At 66.2% G+C, this 25,200-nt stretch carries 20 protein-coding genes; 11 read left to right on the top strand and 9 right to left on the bottom strand.

Annotated features, from left to right (window positions below; genetic code table 11):
• Positions 1 to 37: 37 nt before the first annotated feature.
• Positions 38 to 1,048 carry a GlxA family transcriptional regulator gene (locus OC550_RS15970; protein WP_262106901.1) on the bottom strand — a complete coding sequence of 337 codons (1,011 nt, stop codon included), beginning with the start codon at positions 1,046 to 1,048 and terminating at the stop codon, positions 38 to 40.
• A 99-nt stretch (positions 1,049 to 1,147) separates the two neighbouring features.
• On the opposite strand from OC550_RS15970, the gene OC550_RS15965 reads away from it, so the two are divergent.
• Complete coding sequence (locus OC550_RS15965) at positions 1,148 to 1,786, top strand: HD domain-containing protein (protein WP_262106900.1); 639 nt, start codon at positions 1,148 to 1,150, stop codon at positions 1,784 to 1,786.
• Positions 1,787 to 2,465: 679 nt separating this feature from the next.
• Here OC550_RS15965 and OC550_RS15960 read toward each other — a convergent pair.
• The 3 genes from OC550_RS15960 to OC550_RS15950 form a co-directional block, all read right to left on the bottom strand.
• Positions 2,466 to 3,407 carry an Lrp/AsnC family transcriptional regulator gene (locus tag OC550_RS15960; RefSeq protein WP_262106899.1) on the bottom strand — a complete coding sequence of 314 codons (942 nt, stop codon included), beginning with the start codon at positions 3,405 to 3,407 and terminating at the stop codon, positions 2,466 to 2,468.
• Between the two features lie 166 nt (positions 3,408 to 3,573).
• A complete protein-coding gene (locus OC550_RS15955) occupies positions 3,574 to 4,311 on the bottom strand; it encodes a hypothetical protein (RefSeq protein ID WP_262106898.1) in 738 nt (245 codons plus the stop codon).
• A gap of 12 nt (positions 4,312 to 4,323) precedes the next feature.
• Positions 4,324 to 5,067, bottom strand: a complete 744-nt coding sequence (locus tag OC550_RS15950) for a DUF5058 family protein (protein ID WP_262106897.1) — start codon at positions 5,065 to 5,067, stop codon at positions 4,324 to 4,326.
• Positions 5,068 to 5,297: 230 nt separating this feature from the next.
• Here OC550_RS15950 and OC550_RS15945 point away from each other — a divergent pair, with 230 nt between their 5' ends.
• On the top strand, positions 5,298 to 6,725 hold the full coding sequence (locus OC550_RS15945) for an amidase (RefSeq protein ID WP_262106896.1): 1,428 nt from the start codon (positions 5,298 to 5,300) through the stop codon (positions 6,723 to 6,725).
• A gap of 453 nt (positions 6,726 to 7,178) precedes the next feature.
• On the opposite strand, the gene OC550_RS15940 is transcribed toward OC550_RS15945, so the two are convergent.
• From OC550_RS15940 to OC550_RS15925, 4 genes are all read right to left on the bottom strand, one after another.
• The gene (locus OC550_RS15940) at positions 7,179 to 8,366 is read right to left on the bottom strand and encodes an MFS transporter (protein ID WP_262106895.1); all 1,188 of its coding nucleotides are present in this window, start codon (positions 8,364 to 8,366) and stop codon (positions 7,179 to 7,181) included.
• A 43-nt stretch (positions 8,367 to 8,409) separates the two neighbouring features.
• Positions 8,410 to 10,137: an amidohydrolase gene (locus tag OC550_RS15935; RefSeq protein ID WP_262106894.1), complete on the bottom strand. Its 1,728-nt coding sequence runs from the start codon at positions 10,135 to 10,137 to the stop codon at positions 8,410 to 8,412.
• A 117-nt stretch (positions 10,138 to 10,254) separates the two neighbouring features.
• Positions 10,255 to 11,721, bottom strand: a complete 1,467-nt coding sequence (locus OC550_RS15930; RefSeq protein ID WP_262106893.1) for an APC family permease — start codon at positions 11,719 to 11,721, stop codon at positions 10,255 to 10,257.
• A 23-nt stretch (positions 11,722 to 11,744) separates the two neighbouring features.
• Complete coding sequence (locus tag OC550_RS15925) at positions 11,745 to 12,521, bottom strand: SDR family NAD(P)-dependent oxidoreductase (protein ID WP_262106892.1); 777 nt, start codon at positions 12,519 to 12,521, stop codon at positions 11,745 to 11,747.
• A gap of 209 nt (positions 12,522 to 12,730) precedes the next feature.
• On the opposite strand from OC550_RS15925, the gene OC550_RS15920 reads away from it, so the two are divergent.
• The 3 genes from OC550_RS15920 to OC550_RS15910 all read left to right on the top strand — a co-directional run bounded on the left by OC550_RS15920 (position 12,731) and on the right by OC550_RS15910 (position 16,860).
• The gene (locus OC550_RS15920; protein WP_262106891.1) at positions 12,731 to 15,049 is read left to right on the top strand and encodes an aminotransferase class III-fold pyridoxal phosphate-dependent enzyme; all 2,319 of its coding nucleotides are present in this window, start codon (positions 12,731 to 12,733) and stop codon (positions 15,047 to 15,049) included.
• On the top strand, positions 15,046 to 15,708 hold the full coding sequence (locus tag OC550_RS15915; RefSeq protein ID WP_262106890.1) for a TetR/AcrR family transcriptional regulator: 663 nt from the start codon (positions 15,046 to 15,048) through the stop codon (positions 15,706 to 15,708). Before OC550_RS15920 ends, OC550_RS15915 begins: the two co-directional genes overlap by 4 nt.
• Positions 15,709 to 15,975: 267 nt before the next feature.
• The gene (locus tag OC550_RS15910) at positions 15,976 to 16,860 is read left to right on the top strand and encodes a formylglycine-generating enzyme family protein (protein WP_262107185.1); all 885 of its coding nucleotides are present in this window, start codon (positions 15,976 to 15,978) and stop codon (positions 16,858 to 16,860) included.
• A gap of 9 nt (positions 16,861 to 16,869) precedes the next feature.
• Here the strand turns inward: OC550_RS15910 and OC550_RS15905 are convergent, their stop codons facing one another.
• On the bottom strand, positions 16,870 to 17,508 hold the full coding sequence (locus tag OC550_RS15905; protein WP_262106889.1) for a TetR/AcrR family transcriptional regulator: 639 nt from the start codon (positions 17,506 to 17,508) through the stop codon (positions 16,870 to 16,872).
• Positions 17,509 to 17,699: 191 nt separating this feature from the next.
• Here OC550_RS15905 and OC550_RS15900 point away from each other — a divergent pair, with 191 nt between their 5' ends.
• From OC550_RS15900 to OC550_RS15875, 6 genes are all read left to right on the top strand, one after another.
• Complete coding sequence (locus OC550_RS15900) at positions 17,700 to 19,409, top strand: amidohydrolase (RefSeq protein WP_262106888.1); 1,710 nt, start codon at positions 17,700 to 17,702, stop codon at positions 19,407 to 19,409.
• Between the two features lie 51 nt (positions 19,410 to 19,460).
• The gene (locus OC550_RS15895; protein WP_262106887.1) at positions 19,461 to 20,453 is read left to right on the top strand and encodes an ABC transporter substrate-binding protein; all 993 of its coding nucleotides are present in this window, start codon (positions 19,461 to 19,463) and stop codon (positions 20,451 to 20,453) included.
• Positions 20,454 to 20,483: 30 nt separating this feature from the next.
• Positions 20,484 to 21,260, top strand: coding sequence for an ABC transporter permease (locus tag OC550_RS15890; protein ID WP_262106886.1), 777 nt, complete (start codon positions 20,484 to 20,486; stop codon positions 21,258 to 21,260).
• On the top strand, positions 21,257 to 22,030 hold the full coding sequence (locus tag OC550_RS15885) for an ABC transporter permease (protein ID WP_262106885.1): 774 nt from the start codon (positions 21,257 to 21,259) through the stop codon (positions 22,028 to 22,030). Before OC550_RS15890 ends, OC550_RS15885 begins: the two co-directional genes overlap by 4 nt.
• Before the next feature lie 98 nt (positions 22,031 to 22,128).
• Positions 22,129 to 22,929 carry an ABC transporter ATP-binding protein gene (locus tag OC550_RS15880; RefSeq protein WP_262107184.1) on the top strand — a complete coding sequence of 267 codons (801 nt, stop codon included), beginning with the start codon at positions 22,129 to 22,131 and terminating at the stop codon, positions 22,927 to 22,929.
• Positions 22,926 to 24,521 (top strand): sulfatase, encoded by a 1,596-nt coding sequence (locus tag OC550_RS15875; protein WP_262106884.1) that lies wholly within the window; start codon positions 22,926 to 22,928, stop codon positions 24,519 to 24,521. The genes OC550_RS15880 and OC550_RS15875 overlap by 4 nt, the downstream gene beginning before the upstream one ends.
• The last annotated feature ends 679 nt before the right edge of the window (positions 24,522 to 25,200 follow it).

The following is a 25,200-nucleotide window of genomic DNA, read 5'->3' as shown; positions in this document are numbered from 1 at the left end:
CGTTATCGGCAGCCCCTTCGGGCTTGCCCCCGTCATCTTAGGAGCCATGTTCGCTCGCTCGGTGAGCTTTGATCCTTGAGACGCCGCGGGTGTGGGGCGGTTTGGAGGTGGTGAAGCGTTCCCGGTACTGGGTCGGTGTGATGGCCAGGTGCCGGGCGAAGGCGCGGCGGAGGGTTTCGTCGCTGCCGAAGCCGCTGTGCCGGGCTGCCGCGGTGATACTGTGCCCGTCGAGGAGCAACTGCTGGGCGCGGTCTAGGCGGACACGCTCCACCCAGCGGGCCGGCGTGGTACCCAGTTCGGCCTGGAACAGGCGGGTCAGATGTCGTGGACTGACCGCTGCGGCCATTGCCATGGTGGACAGGCTGTGCTCGGCCGCCGGGTCTGCGTGGACCGCGTTGGTCAGCGACCGAAGCAGGCTGCTGCGTGCCGGCGGCGTTTCCAACGCGGTAGAGAACTGTGACTGCCCGCCCGGGCGCTGCATGAACACGACCAGCTCGCGGGCGATGGCGCGGGCCGCATCCGCTCCGTGGTCGTCCTCCACCAGGGAGAGCGCCAAATCGATTCCGGCTGTGATACCGGCCGAGGTGATGTACCGCCCGTCGCGGACATGGATGACGTCCGGCTCGACCTGCACCTGTGGATACCTTGCGGCAAGTGTCCGGGCATGCCGCCAGTGGGTGGTCGCCCGTCGCCCATCCAGCAGGCCGAGTTCGGCCAGCACGAAAGCCCCGGTGCACACCGAGGCAACCCGCCGCGCGCCCGCGGAGACCCTGCGAACGGTAGCCAGCAGTTCGTCGTCGAGGTAGGGCTCGGTGAGGCGGGCGGCGCCGGCAACCACCACGGTGTCCAGGGTGCCGGCGTCGGCCGCAGCTGTAGTGCCGGCCAGCACCAGCCCGGACGAGGTGGCGACGTTGCCGCCGCGCGGCGAAACCAGGACCGGCGTGTACGGGCGTCCGGCCAGGACTGCCTGGTGCAGGACCTCGCCCGGGCCGCTGACATCGAGCATGGTGACGCCGTCGAACACGACAAAGCCAACCCGCTGCATCATGTCTGGATCTGTGGTTTTCGTGGCCGTATGGACATGGCACCAGCGTAGCGTGGCGGGCGAGAGTGGGAGGGGCAGTTGTCCTCAACGAAAGGAAACAAGGTGGCTGAAACCATCGCAGGCGTGCAGATCCCTGACAACACCATGGCCAGGGAGGCGACCGAGCTGGTGCGCGAGGCGGCCACGCCGCTGGTGTTCGCCCACTCCCGCCGGGTGTTCCTGTTCGGCACGTTGCGCGGCCGCGAGCAGGGCCTGGACTTCGATCCCGAGCTGCTCTACGTCGGCGCAATGTTCCACGACCTCGGGCTGACCGAGAAGTATCGCCGCACCGACCAGCGCTTCGAGATCGATGCTGCCGACGAGGCACGCCGGTTCCTGCACTCGCACGGCATCACCGGGGAGGGGGCCGACCTGGTTTGGGCGGGCATCGCCCTGCACACCACCCCCGAGATCCCGCTGCACATGGCACCCGAGATCGCCTTGGTGACGCGCGGCGTTGAGCTGGATGTCCTGGGCATTGGCTACGACGCCATTTCCGACGAAGATCGCGAGGCCGTGGTCGCCGCACACCCGCGTCCGGACTTCAAGAACGGCATCCTCGCCGCGTTCACCGAAGGCATCAAGGACCGCCCGGAGACCACTTTCGGAAACGTCAAGGCCGACGTCCTCGCCCACTTTGTCCCGGGCTTCCAGCGCGGCGACTTCGTGGAGGTCATCAAGAACTCCGACTGGCCCGAATAGATACCGGACGCCCGGCGTTCGGAGTCACCTGGTCTTATGAGCCCAAGGTTGGCTCATAAGACCAGGGGAGGAAGAAGCAACTTCAATCGGCGTTATCCGCCAGGCCACTCTCAATACATCTGTATGCGCCGACATATCCGTCGTGATCGGCTTCAGGCATGCTGGAAACCACGTCAGGTGCGGCTTGCTGGTAGTTCCGGAGAGTGGGACGGGTGGGTTCCGGCCCGGTAGGCATGGTCCATCCGTATCAGCCAAGGATTGCTTGGACCCAGGCATCGGCCTTTCCCCGATGGCAACCAGGTTCGTCCGATCCATAGCCCCGGGTACTCGCCAGGCCCCCCGTTAGGAGACGGGCCATACCCACTGCAGGTGCCGGTGGCCCTTCCCTGGAGGGACGTTTGACTTGAAGCCATTTCCTGAGCGCTGTGATATGCGCCCTTATCGGCAGTGGATCGCCGCGGAGTATCTTCTGGCGCCGGGGGAAGTGCTTGTAGTGTGGGCCCTGAAGAGCAGGAAGCCTGGTCGGCTCGCGGGCGGTACCCGAGGAGCTTGCGCGGTGTAGTGTCGCAAATTCTTTGGATCGACAGTGGAAGGCGTTGGGGCTGTGGGTGCTCGTTCGCCACGCTCCAGCGGCCCGCGGGCCCGGAGAGAGCTAGGGCGCGCGCCGGAGTGACCGGAACTACAACGGGACGACGCGGCCACCGCGTTTTCGGGCTCCTATGATGAGTGAAGTCTCGATACCGTCGACGTCGCCGACCCATTCGGCGTTGGAAAGGAACTCGTTCAGCTCATTCATGCTTTTGACCGTGACATCGACCAGCAGCTGATAACCGCCGGCGATCACCGCGGCGTACCGGACTTTCCTGTGCATCATTAATGAATCGGCGACAGTCGCGATGCGCTGCGGCGACAGCCGGAACCAAATGAGGGCCTCGACCGGCAGGCCGGCACTTCGCGGTTCTATCAGGGCCCGAATCTGGATCTGCCGCGCCGAGAGCAACGATTCCACCCGGCGCCTGGCCGTGCTTTCGGAGAGGCCGACGCGCTTCCCGAGCTCCTCGAACCCCATCCGTCCGTCGCCCTGCAGACATTCCAGGATGGACGCGTCGGCGGGGTCTAGTTCCGCCATGGGCTCGAGCAGGAACGTGTCGGAGCCGCCGGAAGATCCCATAGCCGCTGCTTCGGCCTCGCTGAGGACTCCGAGCCGCCAGCCTCCGATAGTCCGGTAGAACTTCAGGGCCGGATAGGTTTCCAGGTTCACGACGCCGGGCGTGGTCGGCAGGTCTTTTGTGATCAGCTGGCCCATTGCCTCGGGCGTTGTGAGGAGCTCGGCGACGACGTCCGATGGACCGGTCACGGCATAGACGAAGCTGGTGTCGCCGCGGGAAGCCAGAGCCTCCAAGGTCTGTTCGATCGTTCCCGGTGTACAGCGGGCGCGGATAAGTATGGAGGCCGGCTGCAGGTGGATGGCAGCCACGGACACGACGCCCGAGGCGAGCATTTCCGATCCTCGGCGGGCAACGGTACGTTCGTTTTCGCCTAGGGCGGACGCGATTTTGCGCCAAGAGGCTCGGCCATCGATCTGCAAGGCCTCAACGATCCGCAGCTCGAGGTTGTCCATGTCGAGTCCTGCTTTCCCTCGCCCTGCCGCACGGCTCTCCAGCTTGGTGCCTAGGGCACTCTACCGGTAACGCGCCTTCAGCTGTGAAGGCGGGACGTTTACGACGGCGGCCCCCGGCCTAGCGCCATGCACGCCCCGGGGAGGGCGGGCAGCAGCGGGACCAAGCTCAGGCAACTCCGTCGGCGGGCAAATCGGCGGCTCCCGGGCCGCCCTTTGCGCGGAGCATCCAGGCCAGGATGACTGTCGCAAGGACTGCGAGGGCGATCCCGAAGCTTCCCAGGGCAGGAACCAGCGGGAGCACGCCGAAGAGCAGGACGAGGCTGGCCGTCACAGCAACGGCCGTGGTGCGTGCTTGCTTCACCGTCGCGATGGACTGGACGAGGACGGCGCCGAGGATGGCCGGAAGAATATAGAGACGGGCTACTTCGGTGACCGGGGCAGGAATCAGCGAAAGCAACCAGGTGCCAAGCAGGCCGACGAAAACAAGCAACGAGACGAGGTGGACGGTGGCGGCACCGCAGATGGCCATGACGGCAGCCAAGTCGCCCTTACGGCTGCCCGGCTTGACCCCGATGCTGCTCTGGGCAACGACAGCGGCGGGCAGGAGTTTGTTGGAGATGTTGCCGATCATGAAGGCCTGGTACATCGCCGCTTGGCCGAGGATCGGAAAGTACGTGATCGGTTCGACGAGGGCGAAGACCAGGAATGTAGCCGCGACCGCAGCATAGGCCCCGAGGATCTGGTCCACACTCACGCCCAGATCGAGGATGAATACGAGGTAGGCGGGCCCGGCCAGCGACAGCAGCAGTCCGGCGGTCATCGTGATGCGCCCCCATCGGGAGGTGGTGCGCTCGAAGCGCGCCATGCCCTGGTCGGCGGAGACGGTGGTTTGCAGAGTGCTCATCAGGTGTTCCTTTCAAGCAGTGTGGGCCACGAAGGCCACGGCAAGGGCGACAAGGATCGAGACGCCGAGCGCCCATTCCTTGAGCCAGTGCGCATTGAGCTTGCGTGCTACGAACAGCAGCCCGGCCATCACGAGGGCGGATACGACGACGGTGATCACGTGGACGGTGGACTTGGGCAGCTCGCTGAGGGTCAGCATGCTGAACGCTCCCAGCAGAGCAGCACCGGGGATGAGGGCCATGGCGGCCGGATTGACCTGGGACAGCTTATGGCCGCCGCGCTTGAGGAGGGGCGTGAGGATCAGCGTGGCCAGCATCCATGCCCCGCCGCTGATGCTCATGGCGGCGAACGCGACCGCGAAGACCTGCTGGTTATAGCCTTCGCCGCCAAGCACCGCACCCATGGTCGTGGAGGCGATGCCCGCGGAGGCTGTCTCAGTGGCCGCCGAGCCGATAAGCCCTATCCGCACCAGGACCGCCGGAGTGCCGAAAAGCGCCAGCAGTGCAATGGCCACGATCACCACAGCCAGCGACGGTCCGATGGAAGCGATGGCTCCCGAGCGGAAAGCCTGGTTCAGCTCGCGGTGTTCCATCCCGACGGAAGGACCTGCGGCCTTCGCCGCCCGCACATAGATGAACGATTGCACAAAGATGACGGCGAACACACCGAGCGCGAAGATCCACAGGATTGGAGACTGCGCGATGGCTCCGATGTCCGTCGAGTGCCCTACGGCGGTGTTTGTTGTAAGAGGAAACATGAGTGGATCCTTTCGAAGTGACTCAGCTCACTGGTCACTAAGGTTCACGCATAAGCGCTCTAATGGCAAGTAAATTCTTTTTGCGGCACAACTTGTCGACTTCCTTCATATTAATGCCTACTATTGGGGAAATGTGTCGGCTGACACAGCGTGGGCTTCTAGTGATCAGGCGAGCCGCTCGTCGTTGACAACTGGCGGCGCCGCCCAATCACCGCGTTAAGGAGAATCCGATGGAATTGATGGACCTGACGGCTGCCGAACTGGTCCGGCTGCTGGGGATGCGGGAAGTTTCGTCCCGGGAGCTCACCGAAGCGCACCTCGCTCGGATCGAGGAGCGGAACCCGGCCATCAACGCGATCGTCACCATCGACGCTGAAGCCGCCCTGGCCGCGGCGGGCAAGGCCGATGATGCAGCGGCCCGTGGCGGCAGCCTCGGCCCGCTGCACGGGCTGCCCATGACTCATAAGGACACGCATATGGTGGCCGGAATGCGTTCAACGAACGGCTCCCCGGTGTTCGCCGACCATGTGCCGGCCAAAGACGACCTCATCATCGCTAGGCTCCGTGCCGCCGGAGTCGTCCCCACGGGGAAGTCCAACGTGCCGGAATTCGGCGCCGGCTCGCACACCTTCAATGAGGTTTTCGGGACAACCACCAACCCCTATGCGCCAACGCTGAGCGCAGGCGGCTCCTCCGGCGGCGTTTCCGCAGCGGTTGCCGCACGCATCCAGCCTTTGGGCGACGGCAGCGACATGGGTGGATCGCTGCGCATCCCCGCCTCATTCTGCAACGTTGTGGGCTTCCGCCCGTCGCTCGGAGTCATCCCGATGCCCAGCCCGGTGAATGCCTGGGCCTGGATCGTTCGCACGGGTCCGATCGCTCGGACGGTAGAGGACATCGGGCTGTTCATGTCAGCCGTCGCCGGCCCCTCTGAAGAGCTCCAGCTTCAGGCACCGGCCCAAGCCGCCGATTTCACCCGGCAGACTCCCGCTGACCTGCGCGGAGTCCGCGTTGGCTTCACCCGCGACTTCGGTCTCGGAGTGCCCGTGGAGCAGGAAGTCCTCGAGGTCTTCGACGCGCAGCTTGCCGTCTTCGAGTCGCTCGGCGCTGTTGTCGAAGAGGCCACGATCGACTTCCGTGAGGCCGACCGCGTCTTCGGCAACACACGCGCGCTGGAGTTCGCGGGTGGCATCGGGCCGGTGGTCGAACAGCATCGCGAACTCGTCAAGCCCGAAGTCATCTGGAACGTCGAAAAGGGCTGGGCCCTGGATGTGAGGGAAATTCTGGCGACGCGGGCAGCAGGCACGCGTTTGCAGCAGGCTGTCCGGAGGTACTTTCAGAACTATGATCTGCTCATCAGCCCGACAGCGCAGGTGCTCCCCTTTGACGCTGCTCTCCGCTATCCGCAAAGCATCCGTGGGGTCGCCTCGGAGACCTATCTGGACTGGATGCGGTCGGCCTGCCTGCTTTCGGCAACAGGGCTGCCCGCAATCTCGATGCCTGCCGGGTTCTCCGCCGGCCTCCCCGTTGGCATCCAGATCGCCGCCAACCATCACCGCGACCCCCAACTGCTCCGCTGGGCCGCCTGCTATGAAGCCGCCACGAACCACGCCCAGATTCCGCCGGCCGCAATCCTCCAGAGAGTGCCGACAAACTAGGGATGACGAGATGACGAGGACATTCCATTGGGTCCAAAGTCCTTCGGTGCGGGCTCGCCATGGCGTTCAAGCATGACACCCTCTCCGTAGGGACGCACCAGCACCACCACCTGCCCGAAGGACGCGAAGTCGTCCTTCGGGCACGGCAGTCACCTATGGCGGCAATCACGTCCCTGCCCCGTGGAAGCGGTCCTGGCCGCATTCGATGGCCAGATCAGGTGGGCCGGTCGCTCGAGGGACAACCAACGAGATGACCGGACCATGTCCGCCGAATCGCCGGGACCACGATCTCGCATGCTCCTGTGGTCTGAATTGTCCACCGCATGGCGTCACCTTGAACGGCTTTGCCTTCTTGGGGGTGGTGCCGGCAATCCTGGCCGCGGATCCGAAGCCGATATGGGACGGCAACCCTAGGAGCGATGATAGGTGTTAGGCCACCTACACGAGGGTCGGTCAGGCTACTTTCCGCTGGGTTGCTGTCACGGCTGCCATCGAGGCCAGCAGGCCGGCGAGGGCTACTGCCAGCAGTCCGGTGAAGTCACCTGTGGATTGGATGAGTGCGCCGCCGAGCAGGGGGCCGATGGCAAAGCCGGTGCCGATGACGAGGTTGACCGTGCTCATGATGTGCCCGCCGCCCAGATCGGAGAGGGTGGACAGCAGGTAGGGCAGGATGAATGTCCAGGCGAACTTGAAGATGATGGCGGCAGCAGCAAATCGGACCAGCCCCGGGGCGCCGAACAGCAGGGCCACGCTGATGCCCATGCCCACATAGCCCGCCAGCAGGAAGGCTCTGCGCCGCGGGGTTTCTCCCAGGACTGTGGCTACCAGCGCGGAGATGATGCCAGCGACGGTGGCTAGGGAGAGCACCAGGCTGGAGGCGGACAGATCGATGCCGGCGGCCGCAGAGATTTGGGCGATGAAGGTCCAGACGCCGGAGAGCGCGACGTAGAACAGCAGCACCGCGGACAGGCCCAGAACCAGCCGAAGCGCCGGAACTTTGGTCCGGCCGCGTTCCGGGGCGGCAGCATCCGCATCTGGATAGTTCCTTGCCCGGGAGGGGGAGCGCAATGCGTCACCGTCGATGCAGCGCACCGCGAGCAGGCACAGCGCCGCCAGACCCGCCAGGGTCCAGTAGATGGCGGCCACGCCGGTGCCCGCATACAGGGCCGGGAATACGGCCAGAATCAGGGCGCCCATGGCCAGCTGGGCCACGACGAAGATGCCGAAGGCGCGGCTCGGGTTGGAGGCCCGGCCGCTGAGGGTCAGGAGAATGACCATGATCGACCCGGAGGCCAGCGACGTGACGAAGCGGGCGCCCATCAGGGCCGGAAAGCTGTCCATGAAGCCGGAGGCGATGTTGCCTGCAATGACGAGGCCTGTGAACAGGTAGGTGGCGGTGCGCAGATTGATCCGGTGCAGCCACAGGAAGGCCGGTAACGAGGCCAGGCTGAAGGACGCCAGCTCCAGGGAGAACAGCGCGCCCAGCTCCACCGGTGTCACGCCGTACCGCTCGACCAGCTTGCCGGCGATGACCGGGGCGATCAGCAGGACCGTGTTCAGAACGGCCGAGAAGACGCCGATATAGGTGTAGATGCCGCGGTCGGATCCGGTACGGGGTCCGGCGGTGGTCAGTGTTGCCATGTAATTTGTCCTCTTCGCCGTGTGCAGGGTGGTGTGGGTGCTGTCAGGAGGAGAGCGATGTTGAAGTCTCGTCCGCGGCCGTAGCCTGGCTGGCGTCTTCAGTGAGCGGGGCGGACCGGTCGTAGACCTTCCGGCCTTCGAAGTACGTTTGCAGGACCCGGGTTTGGTGGATGCTGCCCGGGTCGATTTCGAACAGGTTCCGGTCCACCACGATGAAGTCGGCGGACAGGCCTTCACGGATCATGCCGGTGGTATCGGCCAGGCCCATGGCTTGGGCCGGGTTGCGGGTAAAGGCGGCGATGGCTTCGGCCACGTTCAGGCGCTGGGATTCGTTCAGCACCCCTTTAACGGCCGGGTCGGGGTTGCGCCGGGTGATGAGGGTTTCGAGTCCGGTCCAGGGGTCGGGTGAGGGCAGGGCGCACGGCCAGTCGGAACCGGCGGCCAGCGTGGCGCCGGCCTCGATCAAGTCCTTCGTGGGCCAGCTGCTGTTGACCGTTTCTTTCGGGATCTGTTTGGCGATGCTGTCCTGGATGACGGAGGGGTACCAGATGTACGGGGACGCATCGGGAATCACCTGCAGTTCGGCGAAGCGGGCGATGTCCGCCGGCTCGATGAATTCCACGTGGGCGATCTGGAAGATCGGGCCGAAGCCGAGCCTGCGCCGCACGTCCTCGACGGCGTCGAGTACCAGGCGGACGGCTGCATCGCCGGTGGCGTGCAGTTTCCCGCCGTACCCGCGTTCATAGCACAGCTCAAGTGCCTCCACCAGCTCGTCCCGGGTCCAGAGCGGGGCGCCGGTGAAGCCCGGATCATCATTGCTGTGATGGCAGACGTAGGGCCGGAGCATGGCGGAGGTGCGGGTCATCGGAATGCCGTCGAGCACGAATTTCACGAAGTCGGGGCGCACGTGGGTGCTGCGGTGGGCGTCGGCGATCTGGAACAGTTCTTCGCCCACGACGCCTGCTTCGATGAAGTTGCGGGCTGGCATCGAGCCGATGACCCAGGCGGTGACTTCGCCGGCGGCTTCCAGTGAGTTGAGTGCCTTCCAGGAGTACTCCATGGTCGCGGCGTCCTGCACTGAGGTGATGCCGAAAGAGTTGAGTGTCCGTAGCGCGGTGCGCAACGAGACCTTGTTGCGGGCGTCCGGGTCCGGGACCGCGGCGTCGGCCGCCGCTTCAGCCACCGCTGATGCGAGTTCGTGCAGAACCCCGGTGAGGGCGCCGGTGCCGTCCCGCATATAGGTGCCGCCCTCGGGGTCGGGGGTGTCAGCGCGTACTTCCATGATTTCCATGGCCCGGGAATTGACCCAGCGGTTGTGCATTGAATCGTCGCGCAGCAGCACGGGGCGGCCTCCGGCTGCGGCATCCAGTGCGGCCAGATCGGCCGTGTTCATGATTTCGTCCATGATGGTGGCGCCGACGATGCCGCCGATGATCCACTCGTCCGGGCCCAGTTTTTCACCCCAGGATCGGACCTTCTCGAAGATGGTCTGCTTGGAATCGGTGGGCAGGATCGGCAGTTCCCATGCGGCCTGTCCGCCGCCCAGGCCCAGGTGGGCGTGTCCGTCGCTGAAGCCGGGCAGGACCAGTTCGCCGTCCAGTGCCAGGATTTCAGTGGAAGCACCGGCGAGGGCATGTACTTCGCTGTTGGTGCCGACGGCCATGATCTTTCCGTCGGCCACGCCAATGGCTTCTGCCCATTCGCGGGCAGGGTCGCTGGTGTAGATTCTGCCGCCGGTAACGATCAGCTCGGCGCGGGCATGCTCGGTCATGCTGTCTCCTTCTCTTGCGTGCTGCATCAAGGGTGCTGGGATAGGTGTCAGGATTTGGGGGAGCGGACGGACCTGGCCGGATATTTCGAACTAGCACCTGTGCCTCTGCGCCCTTTGTTAGCTGACCGTCTGCGCCTGTTCGGTTTCGTCGAAGCGTTCCAGGTCGTGGTTGAGCCCTTCGTAGACGTCGGGCCGTTTCCGGTGGAGGTAAGCCGCGTAGAGGAGCCCGCCGGCCAGCGCGGCGAGCAGCAGGAGCGGGAGCGACGCGATGACGGGTGCGTCGGAGCCGGCGAGGATCGGGAAGTTGATGATGGCCAGTATGACGATCACGGTGAGTCCGAGAAGGCCGATGCCCGGGGCCACCAGGGTGGAGAACAGGCGGGGGTCTCGGGTGCGGCGGAAGTGGACGACGATGGCGAGGGCTGCGAGCAGCTGGAGGGTGATGATGCCCAGCGTGCCGAAGCCGGTCATGCTCGGCACCAGGGAGATGATGGGATCGAGTCCGGCCAGGGCGAAGAGGCCGGCGACGGCGGTGGCGAAAATGAACTGCACGATCGAGGCGCGCTCGGGAACCCCGTTGTTGCGGGTGCGGCTGAGGTTCCGGGGCAGGATGCGTGCGCGGCTGAGGGAGTAGATGTACCGGGTGGCCGAGTTGTGCAGGGCCATGAGCGCGGCGAAGAGGCTGACCAGCAGAAGCGCCATCATCGCGTTGGTGAGCGGTGCTCCGAGGTAGGTGCTGGAGAGCGAGAAGACGAGGTCTCCGGCCTCCAGGTGCTCGAGGGCGGTGTTTTGGGCTTGGGCGGCGCCGGTCGCGCTGACGATGGCCCAGGTGGTGAAGGCCGCGAAGAGTCCGATGAAGCCGATGGCGGTGAAGGTGGCGCGGGGGATGGTGCGTTTGGGATTCCGGGCCTCTTCGCTGAACAGCCCGGTGGCTTCGACGCCGACGAAGGCGTTGGAGGCGAAGAGGAAGCCGATGCCCACGGCGCCGGTGAAGGCGATTTCGGGCTTGAATACGTCAAGGTCGAAGCCGTGGGTGAAAAGCACCGCGAAGTCGAAGACCAGGAGGATGAGCACCTCGCAAACGAGGGCGACTCCGAGCACCTTCGCGCTGAAGCCGATGCCCTTCCGGCTGAGGGCGAACGCTGCGACGACAGAGATGATCGCCCAGAGGTACCAGTGCAGGTCGAATCCGGTCAGCTGTGCGATCACGATCTGCGCGAAGAAGCCGATGGTGCCGACGGCGCCGGCAACGAAGAAGTTGTAGCCGATCATGGCGACGAGCCCGGTGACAAGCGCTGCCGGCCTGCCCAGACCGCTGAGCACGAAAGCGTAGAACCCGCCCGCGTTGACGAGCTCGCTCGACATACGGGCGTAACCGGTTCCGAAGAGCAGCAGCACAATCGTCACGGCGATGAAGGATGCGACCATGCCGCCGCCGTTGCCGAGGGCGATGCCGATCGCGGTGACCACGACGATGCCGGTCAAGGGGGCGACGGCGGCCAGGACGAGGAAGGCGACGCCGAAGACTCCCAGGGAGTTCTTTGACAGGGCGTCTTGCTGGCTGTTGGTGGTAGGGACGGTCATGGCCGGCCTTTCATATCTGCTGGTTAGGCGGGGAAGGAGGATCGGCCGGTATAGCCGAAGTCGGAGAGCAGGTTCACGCCGTTGATCGCGCGCGAATGGCTGGAGGCCAGGTATCCCACAGTCCAGGCGATGTCCTCTGGTGCCTGGACGGGGTAGGCAGCATCGGCGAAGGAGCCGACGCCCAGGCCGCGGCGGGCCATCGGTGTGTCCACGATGGAAGGGCACACACTGTTGGCCCGAATGCCGTGGGCGTCGAAAAGCTCAACGGCCAGGGCACGGGTGAGCTGGACCAGCGCGCCTTTGGATGCGTTGTAGGCCAGCATTCCCGGTACGGCGACGAAGCCGGAGTCCGAACCGATGATCACGATGCTGGCGTTCTCGGCGCGCTTGAGGTGGGGCAGGGTGTGCCGCACGGCCAGGAAAGTGCCGGTGACATTGATATCGAGCACTTCTCGGAAGGAATCGGCGGTGACGTCCTCGCAGGCCGCCCCCATCTCGCCTTCCGCGCCGGCCGCCGTGACCAGGGCGTCGATGCCGCCCAATTTTCCGGCGAGTTCGTCGATGGCTGCCTGGATTCGTGGTTCGTCGCTGACATCCGCGCACGCTGCGGCAAGCCGGCTTCCCGCTGCCGGGCCTGATTCCGCCACAGCGGCGTCCAGTCGCGTTTGGTTTCGCCCGATGATACCGACGCTGGCACCGGCGATGAGGAAGTGCCGCGCGACGGCCAGACCGATCCCCGAGGATCCGCCCGTAACGACTACCCGCCGGGGAAGTCCGTGATCAGCTGGTTGGGCCGTCATGCTTCATGCTCCCTCTGCCTGTTCCGTGCCGGTCCTGTTGGGCCCGTGCAGCGAATGTACCGGTGTGATTCAGGTCATGGGAATAGCGGTCTGTTTTTCAGAACACGAGTCTAAAAATCAGAACGCTATTTCGATAACCGACCCGCGATGTCAGTATTGATTTCAGAAGCAAAACTCGGCCCATTAGGGGCATTATTGAAAGGATCACCATGACGAATTTGTCCCGCGAGGCCGCTCTGTCCATCGCCCGGGCCGCCTTGCCGTCCTTTGGGATCGGGGCCGATGCGGCAATTGAGTTTGTGAAGCACCGGGAGAACGTGGTCTTCCGGGTATCCGATGACCAGGGCTCCTATGCACTGCGCATGCACCGGCACGGGCACCGCACCGACGCCGAGGTGCACACCGAGAACGCGTACATGGTTGCCATGCGCGACGCGGGGCTTTCCGTCCCCGACGTGGTTCCGTCGCTCGACGGTGAGTTGTTCTCTGTAGTTCGTGACGGGCACGGCCTTGGGCATCATGTGGATGTCCAGCGGTGGGTAGAAGACTCAGCCCCGCTGGGGGACGCCGGAGACGCCTGGCGGGGGCAGGACAGTCCGGAGGCGGAGGCTTTCGGGCAACTGGGTGAACTCTGCGCCCGCCTCCACATCACTTCCCGCCGGTTGGGGCTTATCCCGGGCTACTCCCGCCAGGCGTGGAATGCCGACGGGCTGGCGGGGCAGGCACCCTTGTGGGGCGACCCTCGCGGACTGGCGGAGACGGAAGCTGACCGGGCGGTCATCGAGGAGGCCCTGGGCCGAATCCGGGCAACACTCACGGAACTTGGTACCGGTCCCGACGTGTACGGCGTTATCCATGCGGATTTCACCCCCGAGAACGTCCTCACCGCGCAGGGGCGCCTCACGTTGATCGATTTCGATGACTTCGGTGAGGGGTGGTGGCTTTTCGACCTCGCGACCGTTCTGTTCTGGTACCACCGCCATCCTCGGGCGAGGGAGTACCGGAACGCCCTGCTGGGGGCCTACGAACGGCACGTGGCCGTCCCGGAGCAGGCCCGTGCAGCGCTCGATGCTTTGATCCTCGCCCGTGGCCTCACCTATTTGGGATGGGCCGCTGACCGTCCGGAGGTGGACACCAGCGCGTTCCTGCGCGCCGAGGTCCTGCCGGTCGTCCTGGACCTGTGCCGCGAATTCAACAACAACCCCACCACCCCGGAGGTGGAACCCTTGCCTGACCGTGACGAACGGCTGCTCGCGAGGCGGGCGGAGACTATCGGACCCTACTCACCGCTCTTCTACGACCGGCCCAAGCACTTCGTCGCCGGCGAAGGCGCATGGCTGACCGACGCCGACGGCCACCGCTACCTCGATGCCTACAACAACGTGCCCCAGGTGGGGCACGCCAATCCCCGCGTTGCCGATGCCGTATGCGCACAGATGCGTACCTACAACGTCCACACCCGCTACCTGAGCGAGCCGGTCGTCGATTACGCCGAACAACTGCTCGCCACGTTCGACGCGCCCCTGGACCGCGTCTACTTCACCAACAGCGGATCCGAAGCGAATGAACTGGCACTGCGCATAGCGCGACACCGCACGGGCCGCAGCGGCATCATCGTCACCGACCACAGCTACCACGGCAATACGATCGCACTGGCCTCGCTCACGACCGGGCTGCCGGTCTCCGAACCGTTCGGAGACCACGTACGCGCCATCAGGATCCCCGACCTCGACGATTCCGGACCCGCAGACCCCGACGCCCTGCTGGCGGCGGCGTTCGCACAGATCGACGCGGCGATCGCCTCCCTCGAACAGCACGGGCACGGCCTGGCCGCGCTGCTGATCGAACCGGCCTTCACCACCGAAGGCCTCCCGCGACTGCCCGAGGAGTATCTTGCCGGGCTCGTTCAACGCGTCCAGGCCGCCGGCGGCCTCGTCATCTCCGACGAGGTCCAGGTCGGCCTCGGCCGTCTCGGTGATGTCTGGTGGGGCCACCAGGCCACCGGTATCAGGCCTGACCTGGTCACGCTCGGCAAACCGCTGGGCAACGGATACCCTCTTGGGGGTGTCGTCACCACCAAGACGATCCTCCAGGACTTCAGCAGCGCGAACCTGTACTTCAACACCTTCGCCGGCACCCCTGCCGCGGCGGCAGCCGGCCACGCCGTCCTGAAGGAGATCACGGACCGGGACCTCATCGCGCGCACCGGTGATCTCGGACGCCACGTCGCAGAACGCCTCGGCGCACTTGTTGCCGGTCACCGGCACGTGGCCGCCGCGAAGGGCCGGGGCCTGTTCTTCGGCCTGGCCCTGATCGATGACCACGGACAACCCGATGGCGCCCTGGCCAAACGCATCGTCGAGGCGCTCCTGCGCGAACACATCCTGATAAGCCGCATCGGACCCCACGAAAACGTGCTGAAGATCCGCCCGCCCCTGGTCATCGAGAAGGACGAACTCGACCGGGTCATCGACGCCCTCGATTCAGCACTCGTCGCCGAGACACACAGCCTGGCGGGACGGGCATGAACACTACCTTTCCGTCATTACCTGGCAGCTCGCCGGTCAGCGGTGAGACCGGGGACGGGGCTGGACCGGAAGGTCCTCCGGTCTCGCTGCGGCAACGCCAGCAGCTGCGCACCCGCCAGGACCTGGTGCGGGCCGTCATCGGCATCATCAGCGCAGGGGGACTCGGGGCCGCTACCATCGAGCGCATCACGACAAGGGCAGGGGCTTCACGGGCAACCCTGTATGCGCACTTTCCCGGCGGCAGAACCGATCTCATCGCCGAGGCGTACCAGACAGTCGGCCGGGACCTGATCCAGGCAGCCGAACGGGACGCCGCCCGGCACAGCGAATGGATCGACCGGCTCTGCGCGTACCCCCGGGCCATGCTCGAACTCTCTTCTCAACGCGAGCTCGGTCTCTTCTATAACGTCTCAGGCCCCCAGCTCGTCGGCATGCAACACCGCGGGACAGGGTCGCAGCGTACCCTCGATGCCATGATTGCGGGGCTGCTTCACGCACAGGAGTCCGGGGAAGTATCACCACAACTCGACGTAGAAGCCATCGCGGCACTCCTCGTCGGCGCGATCCGCGAAGCCGGAATCGACACCTCCCGCGACCCATCGACCGCTCCCCGCCGGCTTAACGCATTCCGGCAACTGCTGGAGGCCATCCGCACATAGTTGACCAGGACCTCAGCGGCCCTTCCACACGCTGATCCGATGGAAGCAGGTGCCCGGCCGGCTGCAGGGGAGGCGATCGGAGCGTCGACCCGGCCCGTTCCTGCACCGGCAGCGCGGCGCCCTCGGTACCCGTGGTTCCGGGCGTCGGAATCGGCGGAACCAGGGGTTGACGTCTGCGTTCGGAGAATGTAAGGAGGATGGATGTCGTCATGTTGTGGGATACCGTCCCGTCCCGGAACTGAATCAGGCGGGCGGCGGCCGGACGCGCTGCCTGCCGATGCCGGATCCGGGGCACCGGCAGCTGTGCACGATGACGTGCTGTTGCCTGCGGGGCGCTTCCGTATGGGTGATCACTTCGGGGAAGGCTATCCGGATGACGGCGAGGCCCCGGTGCACAACGCCGTGGTGGCTGCCTTCCGGATCGATGCTGCGACAGTAACCAACGTCCAGTTCGCCGCCTTCGTCGAGGCCACCGGCTACCGCACGGAGTCCGAGGTCTACGGCTCCTCAGCTGTCTTCCATCTGCAGGTGCAGGCCGCGCCGCAGGACATCCTCGGGCGGGTTCCGGCGGCGCCGTGGTGGCTGAGCGTCCGCGGCGCGGACTGGGCCCACCCGGCCGGTCCGCTCTCGAGCTGGGAGGAGATCCCGGACCATCCGGTGGTCCAGGTGTCGTGGAACGACGCCGAAGCCTACTGCCGATGGGCCGGCCGGCGCCTGCCCACCGAGGCCGAGTGGGAATACGCGGCCCGCGGGGGACTGGAGGGCAAACGTTTCGCCTGGGGAGACGAACTGTACGGGCCCGCGGGGGAGCCTCTGTGCAATATCTGGCAGGGCGACTTTCCCCGGATCAACACGGCCGAGGACGGGTTCCTGGCTACGGCTCCGGTGCGCAGCTTCCCGCCGAACGGTTTCGGCCTGTATGAAGTCAGCGGCAATGTCTGGGAATGGTGCAGCGACTGGTTCCTGCCCAAGTACTACCGCACGGCCCCGGCGGAGAACCCGCAGGGGCCCACCATCGGCCGCGGACGGGTCATGCGCGGGGGATCCTTCCTGTGTCACGACTCCTACTGCAACCGCTACCGGGTGGCCGCCCGCAGTTCCAACGGGCCGGATTCAGCCAGCAGCAACTGCGGCTTCCGCACCGCGGCCTGACCGTGGCGGTCAGCGGGCGGCCGCTTTCCGGCTCTTCCCGGCGTCGGTAAGGGTTCCGGCAACGGCGGCGGCCAGCCCGTCTACCAGCGCGGCGGAACGTTCCGGGTCCGGGTCGGCGAGGTGCTGCATGCTGATCCCGTCGATGCCGGCAATGAAGAGCCGGGCGCCCAGTTCCAGATTGTCCGGCACTTCCTCTCCGGCATTGCGGGCCGCGGATTCGAAGAGCTCACAGGTCGAGCGAATCCAGCCCTCGTACATGGACCGGTTCATCGCCAGCGCCTGCGGCTCCTCGTCGGCGCCGACGCGGAACCGGCGCAGGAGCAGTTCGAACGTGGTCACCTGCTCGTGCGGTTCGGCGAGCATGCGTTCCCAGATCCGTCTGGCGTGCGCACGGACGACCGTGTCGAGGCCGGCGTCTGCCGCGACCATCGGCGGCAGGGACTGGGCGTAGTCCCTGCTGAGGAAGTAATAGACCTCCTGGAGCAGTTCGTCCTTGCTCCGGAAGCAGTAGTGCAGCGAGGCCAGGGGTGCGTCGGCCTCGGCGGCGATCCGCCGCGTGGTGGCGGCGGCCAGCCCGTCCTGGGCAATCACCCGGGCGGCCGACCGGACAAACTGCAGCCTGCGCTCGGCAGTGGGTACTCGGGCCATGCATCTACCTCCGGTTATGCACCCATCCTAAGGGTGGTTCCTGCGGTCCCTTCGGAGCCGGATTTTCGCGGCGGAGGAGGGGGCAGAAGAACGCTTCACAAAAATTTTACAGAAAAAGATGGTCAAGTGACCAAGTCATGCGACATACTGATGCAAGTCAGTAAGCCACGTCACATCAGGAGGGCCCGTCCATGAGCCTGGGCGAACGGAAAGCAGCCGAACTGGTCATCATCAACGGCACACTGCCGGAGACATCCGGGAGTGTGAATGTCGCGGTGTCCGGCGGCGCGGTTCTGGCCGTCGCCGGGCAGGACGTCCTGGCCCTGGTCGGCCCGGGTACCCGGGTCCTCGACGCCGAAGGCGGTGCCGTGCTGCCGGGTATCAATGATGCCCACCTGCACTTCATCGCCTCGGCGATGACCAGGTTCGGCTACCTGGATGTCGCCGCCTCGGCCGCCTCCAGCTGGCAGGGGGTGGCCGGCATCCTTGCTGCCGCTGCTCCCGGCCGCGACGGCTGGATCCGTGCACACGGCTGGGACGAGGTCGTCCTCGGGCCGGGAGGGGCCGAAGCGCTGCTGGAGCTGCGGCAGGACGCCCCGGTGGTCGTCTTCGACCAGACCGGCCACCAGTTGCTGGCCAACCGGAGGGCCATGCAGGCCGCCGGTATCGGCCGGGCACCTGCCGTTCCGGCCGGCGGCGTGATCGGGCGCACCGCCGGCGGCGAACCCAGCGGACTGTTCGTGGACGCCGCAATGGAGATGATCACCGCAGCGCTGCCTCCGGTTCCACGCGAAGACCTGCGCTCGGCCGCCCTGAAGTTCCAGCGCCTGCTGCACGCCCAAGGCATCACCTCGCTCACCGAACCGGGGCTCGGCCCCGGCGGCAAGGCGCTGCTCGGCGGCGCGTGCACCACCGATGCCCTGGAAGTGCTCGGCGCGATGGCCCTCGATGGTGATCTCACCGTGCGCATCAGCGCGCTCCTGCTGTTCGCCGGCACCGGAGGCATCTCCGCCGAAACGGTCGGCAACGGACTGGCCTCCGGATTGCAGCACCTCTACAGGCAGCAGGGGATCGACCCGCAGCTGCTGCGCATCGCCGGCGTCAAGGTCTTCGCCGACGGCACGCCCCGCAGCGGCACGGCGTGGATGAGCGAGCCTTACGGCGAGCAGTGCAGCCACGGCTCCATGGTGGTCGCCGGTTCCACCGACGCAGACCGCACCGCCGAGCTGAACGAGATCGTCCGGCTCGTCCACGCGGCGGGCCTGCAGGCAGGCATCCATGCCACCGGCGACGCCGCAACGGAAGCGGCCGTCGACGCGATCATCGCGGCCCAGTCCGCGGACGGGCGCCAGGGCCGGCACTACATCATCCACGGCGCGTTCAGCAGCAACGAATCCCTGCACCGGCTCGCGGCCCACCAGATCGGCTACAGCACCAACCCGGCTATCCGCGCCGCCGCCGGCGACCTGATCAAGCGCCTGCTGGGACCGGAGCGATACGACCGCCACCAGCCACTGAACTCGGCGCTGAAGGCCGGCGTGAAGCTGAACATCGCCTCGGACTCCCCGGTCACCGACACCGACTGGCGGCGCACGGTGGCCGCTGCCGTCACCCGCGCCACCGTGCACTCGCCGGGACGTCCTGATGACCCCGAACGCATCACGTCCCTCCAGGCGCTGCAGGCCATGACCTCGCTGCCGGCCTGGCAGGACAACGCCGAATCCTTCAAGGGGCAGCTGGCGCCGGGGATGACCGCGGACATCTGCGTGCTCGACGGCGCCTGGCCGGCCGACATCGACGAGCTGGCCGAACGCCAGATCGCGTGGACCATCGCGGCAGGCTCCGTTGTCCACGAACCCGGCTGGGTGTCCGCGGGCCTGAACGGGACCCCCGCACTCTGATTCACCCCACCTGAACAACCGAGTTGGAAGAACCGAAGGAAAACCATGGGAATGAAGAAACTTGTCCCCGCCCTGGCCGTGGCGGCCTCCCTCGTCCTCGCCGGCTGCGGCAGCAGTTCCGGGTCCGAGGGGCCGGCAGCGGCGGGAGACCCCTCGACGCTGAAGGTGGGCACCGTCGGCATCGGCTCCGACGCCGCGATCCAAATGGCCACCGACAGGGGCTACTTCAAGGAAGAGGGCATCAACGTCGAAACCACCGTCGTGGCCAACCCGCCCGCCGGTGTCGCCGCCGCACAGAGCGGACAGCTGGACCTGACCTATTCGCCGTCGATCCCGATGCTGAACGCGTTGAGCCAGAACGTGCCGCTCAAAGTCGTCGCCGCGGCCGACGGCTACGCCGACGGCGCGCTGCAGAACAAGGACCTCGGCAAGGTCGACGACACCGGCCTGTTCATTCCCAAGGGCAGCAGCATCACCAGCCCGAAGGACCTGGAAGGCAAGTCCGTCTCCGTCCCCGCCCGCAAGGCGCAGATGGAGGTCACCGTCGCCAACGCCGTCAAGAACGCTGGCGGCGACCCGGCCAAGGTCAACTGGATGGTGCTCGACCCGTCCTCGGCCCTGCAGTCCCTGGACTCCCAGCGCGTCGACGCCGCCACACTGATTTCCCCGTTTACCGCACAGGCCGAAGGCAAGGGACACGAGCGCCTGGCGTCTCCCGGCATCGAATTCTTCGAGCAGGGCGCGGTGGGCCTCTGGGTGGCCGGGGCGAAGGCCGCCGAGGAGAAGCCGGAGCAGATGGCCGCGTTCGCCCGTGCCATCAACAAGGCCAACGACTACGCCAACAACCACGTTGAAGAAGCCCAGGAAGTGGGCGCCGAGATCACCGGCGTGCCGCTGGAAACCGTCAAGGCCGGCGCCGAGACCTACTGGCCCACCGAGGTCCGGCTGGAAGACATCCAGCGGGTCAACAAGCAGCTGGTGGAACTGGGTTTCCTGCCCCAGGAAGTGCCCTTGGACGCGGGCCTGATCTTCAGCGGGCAGTAGTGTCCTCCCGACGCGTTTGGAGCTGAACCCATGAACAGAAACCTGAGGCAGCTGCTGGTGAGTGCCGGCGGTATCGCCGCCGCCCTGGCCCTGTGGCAGTTCATGGCCACCGGACCGATGGCCGGCGGCCCGCTGCCACCGGTCTCGGCGACCCTGACCGAACTGGCCGGGCTGCTCGCCGCCGGCACATTCTGGACCTCGCTGGCCGACACGCTGGTGATCGCGCTGGCCGGACTGGCCGCGGCGGCGGTGGCCGGTGTTCTCCTGGGCGTGCTGATCGGCAGCTTCGAGCCGTTCCGGTACGCCACGCTCGCAGTCCTGGAATTCCTCAAGCCGATCCCGCCTATCGTCATCCTGCCGCTGGTGGTGCTGATCTTCGGCCCGACCACGCAGATGTCCTGGTTCCTGGTGTTCTTTGGCTGCGTGCTGCCGATCATCGTGCAGACGGTGGCCGGCGTGCACGACGCCGACCCGGTCACCCTGGACACGGCCCGCTCCTACGGGCTGGGCCGGACCGAAATCCTGGCCCGGGTCACCCTGCCCTCGGCCATGCCGTTCATCGGCACCGCCATGCGGGTAGCCGCCCCGGGCGCCCTGGTCATCACCGTGGTGGCCGGGCTGCTGGGCGGCGGCCCCGGTCTGGGCAGCAGCATTTACCAGGCCCAGGCCGGCGGCAACTATCCCACCCTGTACGCCTACGTCGTCGTGCTCGGCTTGCTCGGCCTGGCCTTCCAAGGCGCCAGCCGGCTGGCCGAGCGCCGCCTGCTCCACTGGCACGCGTCCTACCGTGAGGTGCTTCCGGCATGAACCGCAAACTGATCAACTGGGGCCTCGGCATCGGCACGCCCCTGCTGCTGGTGGCCGCCTGGTGGGCCGCCTCGCAGAACTCGACCAACACCTTCTTCCCGCCGCTGGGCACCATCCTGGATCGCTTCCAGGCACTGTGGCTGTTCGACCACTTCGGCTCGGACGTGATGCTGAGCCTGCGCAACCTGGTCATCGGCTATGCCCTGGCCACCGTCATCGGTGTCGCGCTGGGCTTCGTCACTGCCCTGGTCCCGGTGGTGCGCTGGGCGCTGGATCCGCTGATCCACTTCTTCCGAGGCATCCCGCCGGTGGCCCTGGTGCCGATCTTCATCTCGCTGATCGGCTTCGGCATCGAAATGCGCCTGGTCAGCATCACGCTCGCGGCGCTGTTCCCGACCCTGATCGCCACCGTGGACGGCATCCGCAGCGTCGATCCGTCGCTGAAGGACGTCAGCGCCGTCTACCGGCTGACCCGCGGCGAGAAACTGGCCCAGGTCTACCTGCCGGCGGCCGGGCCGCAGATCGCCTCCGGCATGCAGGTGAGCCTCCAAGTCGCGTTCATCGTCATGATCGCCTCCGAAATGCTCGGTTCTTCCCAAGGCATCGGCGCCATGACACTGCTGGCCCAGCAAAGCTTCATGACCTCGGACATGTGGGCCGGGATCCTGCTGCTGGGCGTCATCGGTTTCGGCGCCAACATGTTCTTCGAAGTCGCCAAGAACAAAATCCTGGCCTGGTACGTCGGCTCCCGGCGGCTGGCGAAATCATGACCACCGCCCACCCCATCGCCATCCCCAGGCCCGCACGGACGCGTAGGAGGACACCTGTGAACACCACCGATACCAACCCCGCCATCGACACTGCCAACATCACCAACAGCAGCCCAGCCAGCGGCGGAACACCGCCGCGGCTGGAAGTCACCGCCCTGTCCAAGACCTACGGCAGCGGCGCCAACGCCAAGTGCGTGATCGAGGACCTGACCTTCACGGTCAACACCGACGAGGTGGTCTGCATCGTCGGCCCCTCCGGCGTCGGTAAGACCACACTGCTCAAGTGCCTGGCCGGCCTGCAGCCGGCGACCTCCGGCACCGCGGCCATCGACGGGCGCACCATTGCCGGGCCGCCGCCGGAAATGGCGCTGGTATTCCAGGACTACAGCCGCTCGCTGATGCCCTGGCTGACCGTGCGCAAGAACGTACGCCTGCCGCTGCGCCACCTGCACCTGCCCGGGCAGGAAATGAACCAGCGCATCGACACCGCCCTGGAGGCCGTCGGCCTGGCCCATGCCGCGAACCAGTACCCCTGGCAGCTCTCCGGCGGCATGCAGCAGCGCGTGGCGATCGCCCGCGCGCTGGCCTACCGCCCGGAAATCCTGATCATGGACGAGCCCTTCGCCTCCGTGGACGCCCAGACCCGCTTCGAACTGGAAGACCTGTGCCTGAAGATCCGCGAAGACTTCGGCATGACCATCCTGGTGGTCACCCACGACATCGACGAGGCCGTCTACCTCTCCGACCGCGTCGTGGTGCTCGGGTCCAAACCGGCCCGGGTACTCGACGTCGTTGACGTCGACCTGCCCGCCCCCCGTGACCAGATCAGCACCCGATCCCTGCCCGAATTCGCCGAACAGCGCACCACCGTGCTGTCCATGATCCGGAAACCGGCATGACCGGAACAGTCAAGCGCCCGAACGTCCTGGTCTTCATCGCCGACCAGCTGCGGGCCGACCACCTCGGCTTCGCCGGCAACACGGTAGTGCGCACCCCCAACCTGGACAGGCTCGCCGCCGGGAGCATGGTCTTTACGGAGGCCACGGTCACCAACCCGACCTGCATGCCCAACCGGGCCAGCCTGCTGACCGGCCGCTGGCCCTCGGCGCACGGCACCCGGTGCAACGGCATCACCATGGACCCGGACGCCGGCAACATGGTCAAGGCCCTCTCCTGCGGCGGCTATCTGACCACCGCCGTGGGCAAGCTGCACCACCAGAACATGGGCTGGGACTTTGAACCGGTCCAGCGCGCTGAAATCCAGGCCACGAACCCGCTGCTGCTGGACCCGCAGGCCGCCGACGCTCGCACCCGCCTGCGTCCGGCCGGCTGGGACAAGTGGGAGGACAGCCAGGCACACAACGAGCGGTTCATCCCGCTGCCTGAGGACTACTACGGCTACCGGCACGTGGACCTGGTAATCGGCCACGGCGACCGGCCGGGCGGGCACTACGTGCACTGGGCCCGCGAACGAGGCCTGGACCCGCTGGCCGTCGGCGGCGCCGCCAACGCCACGCGGCGCCTGGACAGCTGGGACCAGGTCTATCAGAGCGCCATCCCCGCCGAACTGCATCCGAGCAGCTACGTGGGGGAACGCGCCGTGGAACACCTGGCGGAGTTCGCCAGCGCGGAGGACCCGTTCTTCATGTTCGTCTCCTTCCCTGATCCGCACCACCCGTTCTCCCCACCGGATGGCTATGCAGACCTGTACTCGCCGGATGAGGTCCAGATGCCCATCGGCTTCTGGCAGGACCACGCCAAGTCACCGCCGCACATCCAGCACATGTTCGAGCACCGCGGCGAACCCAACGAAGACCCGACCATGACCTTCGCCGCCGACGAGACCCAGTTCCGCCAGGCGCTGGCCGCTCAGTACGGGCTGATCACCCTGATGGACGAGCAAATCGGCCGCATCCTGGCCGCGCTCGAGGAAAACAGGCTGGCCGAGGACACCATCATCATCTTCACCAGTGACCACGGGGACCTGTTCGGCGACCACGGCCTGATGCTCAAGCACTTCAGCCACTACCGCGCCGTGACCAATGTGCCGCTGACCATCAAGGTCCCAGGCAAGCCCGCAGGCACCAGCGACGCACTGGTATCCACCGCCGACCTGGCCCCGACGCTGCTGGAACTGACCGGTACCCGGCACTACCGCGGCATCCAAGGGGTTTCACTGGTGCCGCTCCTGGAGGGAGAAGAGGCCTCGGTGCGGGACGCCCTCATCATCGAGGAGGACCAGCCCTTCGGACTGCCCGGCCTGCCCGGGCCCGTCCGGACCCGCTCCGTGCTGACCAAGGGGGGGCGGCTCACCCGGTACTTCGGCACGGACATCAGTGAGCTGTATGACCATGTCACGGACCGGGAAGAGCTCAACAACGTGACCGGGGAGCCGAAGTTCAAGGAATTGCAGGATGCCCTGACAGCGGCGATGCTCGAGGGCATGGCCGCATTGGCCGACCAGGGGATCGCTCCGACGGCGTCAGCGTAGCCAATCACGCCGCCGCGCCTGGGCAAAGTGCCGAACCCGGGTGCGGCCCGGTGATTCGCCGGGCAGAGGGTCGTGGACGAGTCACGCGCCTACTGCAAGAACCCGGGAGACCGACGGCGCTGAAGGAGGCCGCTGCCGGCAGGTCTTCAACAAGGCGGGCCGCATTGTCTTTGTCGCGCCAGCGCTCAGCCTCTCGGGTCGCTTCCAGGTATCAGACGAGGAACAGGGGGCCTGAATACTGCCACTGTGTAGAAGAAGCCGGTTACAAGAACAAGAAGTGAGACACCAGGCAGAGGCCGAAGTTTGCTATAACTCCGGCTTCTGCTCCTTAGACGCTACACAAGCCAGCTCGCGGCAGAGGCCCAACCAACATATGCGTCGTTATCGGCGATAAGGGCGCTCGGCGCAGATTTGGTGCAGATATGGCTGAAAATCAAGCACAGGGATAACCATTGAAGTGGTCTGTGCCGCGGTCATCGGTCCCAGTACCAAAGCATGGAGGGGCATTCCTCCGGATCCAAGACAGCACCACTGACAGGACGGATGACTACCCCCGCCAATGGAAAAGGGCCGTTCTTGTGCCCTTATTGCCGGCAGCTGTACATGTCGGGGCCGGCGGATAGTGGCTATTGTCCGGCAGGGTCATTCACCGTACGCTGGCAGCGGCCACCGCGGCCGG

Origin of the sequence: Arthrobacter sp. Marseille-P9274, from assembly GCF_946892675.1 — a bacterium.
In the GTDB taxonomy this organism is placed as follows: Bacteria; Actinomycetota; Actinomycetes; order Actinomycetales; family Micrococcaceae; genus Crystallibacter.
Note: the sequence above shows the minus strand (reverse complement) of the source record. Positions and strands in the feature narration are given on the sequence as shown.

Coding starts and splice junctions, on each gene's coding strand:
- OC550_RS15970 (WP_262106901.1), bottom strand. CDS start 1,048: ATGATGCAGCGGGTTGGCTTTGTCGTGTTCGACGGCGTCACCATGCTC.
- OC550_RS15960 (WP_262106899.1), bottom strand. CDS start 3,407: ATGGACAACCTCGAGCTGCGGATCGTTGAGGCCTTGCAGATCGATGGC.
- OC550_RS15955 (WP_262106898.1), bottom strand. CDS start 4,311: ATGAGCACTCTGCAAACCACCGTCTCCGCCGACCAGGGCATGGCGCGC.
- OC550_RS15950 (WP_262106897.1), bottom strand. CDS start 5,067: ATGTTTCCTCTTACAACAAACACCGCCGTAGGGCACTCGACGGACATC.
- OC550_RS15945 (WP_262106896.1), top strand. CDS start 5,298: ATGGAATTGATGGACCTGACGGCTGCCGAACTGGTCCGGCTGCTGGGG.
- OC550_RS15940 (WP_262106895.1), bottom strand. CDS start 8,366: ATGGCAACACTGACCACCGCCGGACCCCGTACCGGATCCGACCGCGGC.
- OC550_RS15935 (WP_262106894.1), bottom strand. CDS start 10,137: ATGACCGAGCATGCCCGCGCCGAGCTGATCGTTACCGGCGGCAGAATC.
- OC550_RS15930 (WP_262106893.1), bottom strand. CDS start 11,721: ATGACCGTCCCTACCACCAACAGCCAGCAAGACGCCCTGTCAAAGAAC.
- OC550_RS15925 (WP_262106892.1), bottom strand. CDS start 12,521: ATGACGGCCCAACCAGCTGATCACGGACTTCCCCGGCGGGTAGTCGTT.
- OC550_RS15920 (WP_262106891.1), top strand. CDS start 12,731: ATGACGAATTTGTCCCGCGAGGCCGCTCTGTCCATCGCCCGGGCCGCC.
- OC550_RS15915 (WP_262106890.1), top strand. CDS start 15,046: ATGAACACTACCTTTCCGTCATTACCTGGCAGCTCGCCGGTCAGCGGT.
- OC550_RS15905 (WP_262106889.1), bottom strand. CDS start 17,508: ATGGCCCGAGTACCCACTGCCGAGCGCAGGCTGCAGTTTGTCCGGTCG.
- OC550_RS15900 (WP_262106888.1), top strand. CDS start 17,700: ATGAGCCTGGGCGAACGGAAAGCAGCCGAACTGGTCATCATCAACGGC.
- OC550_RS15895 (WP_262106887.1), top strand. CDS start 19,461: ATGAAGAAACTTGTCCCCGCCCTGGCCGTGGCGGCCTCCCTCGTCCTC.
- OC550_RS15890 (WP_262106886.1), top strand. CDS start 20,484: ATGAACAGAAACCTGAGGCAGCTGCTGGTGAGTGCCGGCGGTATCGCC.
- OC550_RS15885 (WP_262106885.1), top strand. CDS start 21,257: ATGAACCGCAAACTGATCAACTGGGGCCTCGGCATCGGCACGCCCCTG.
- OC550_RS15875 (WP_262106884.1), top strand. CDS start 22,926: ATGACCGGAACAGTCAAGCGCCCGAACGTCCTGGTCTTCATCGCCGAC.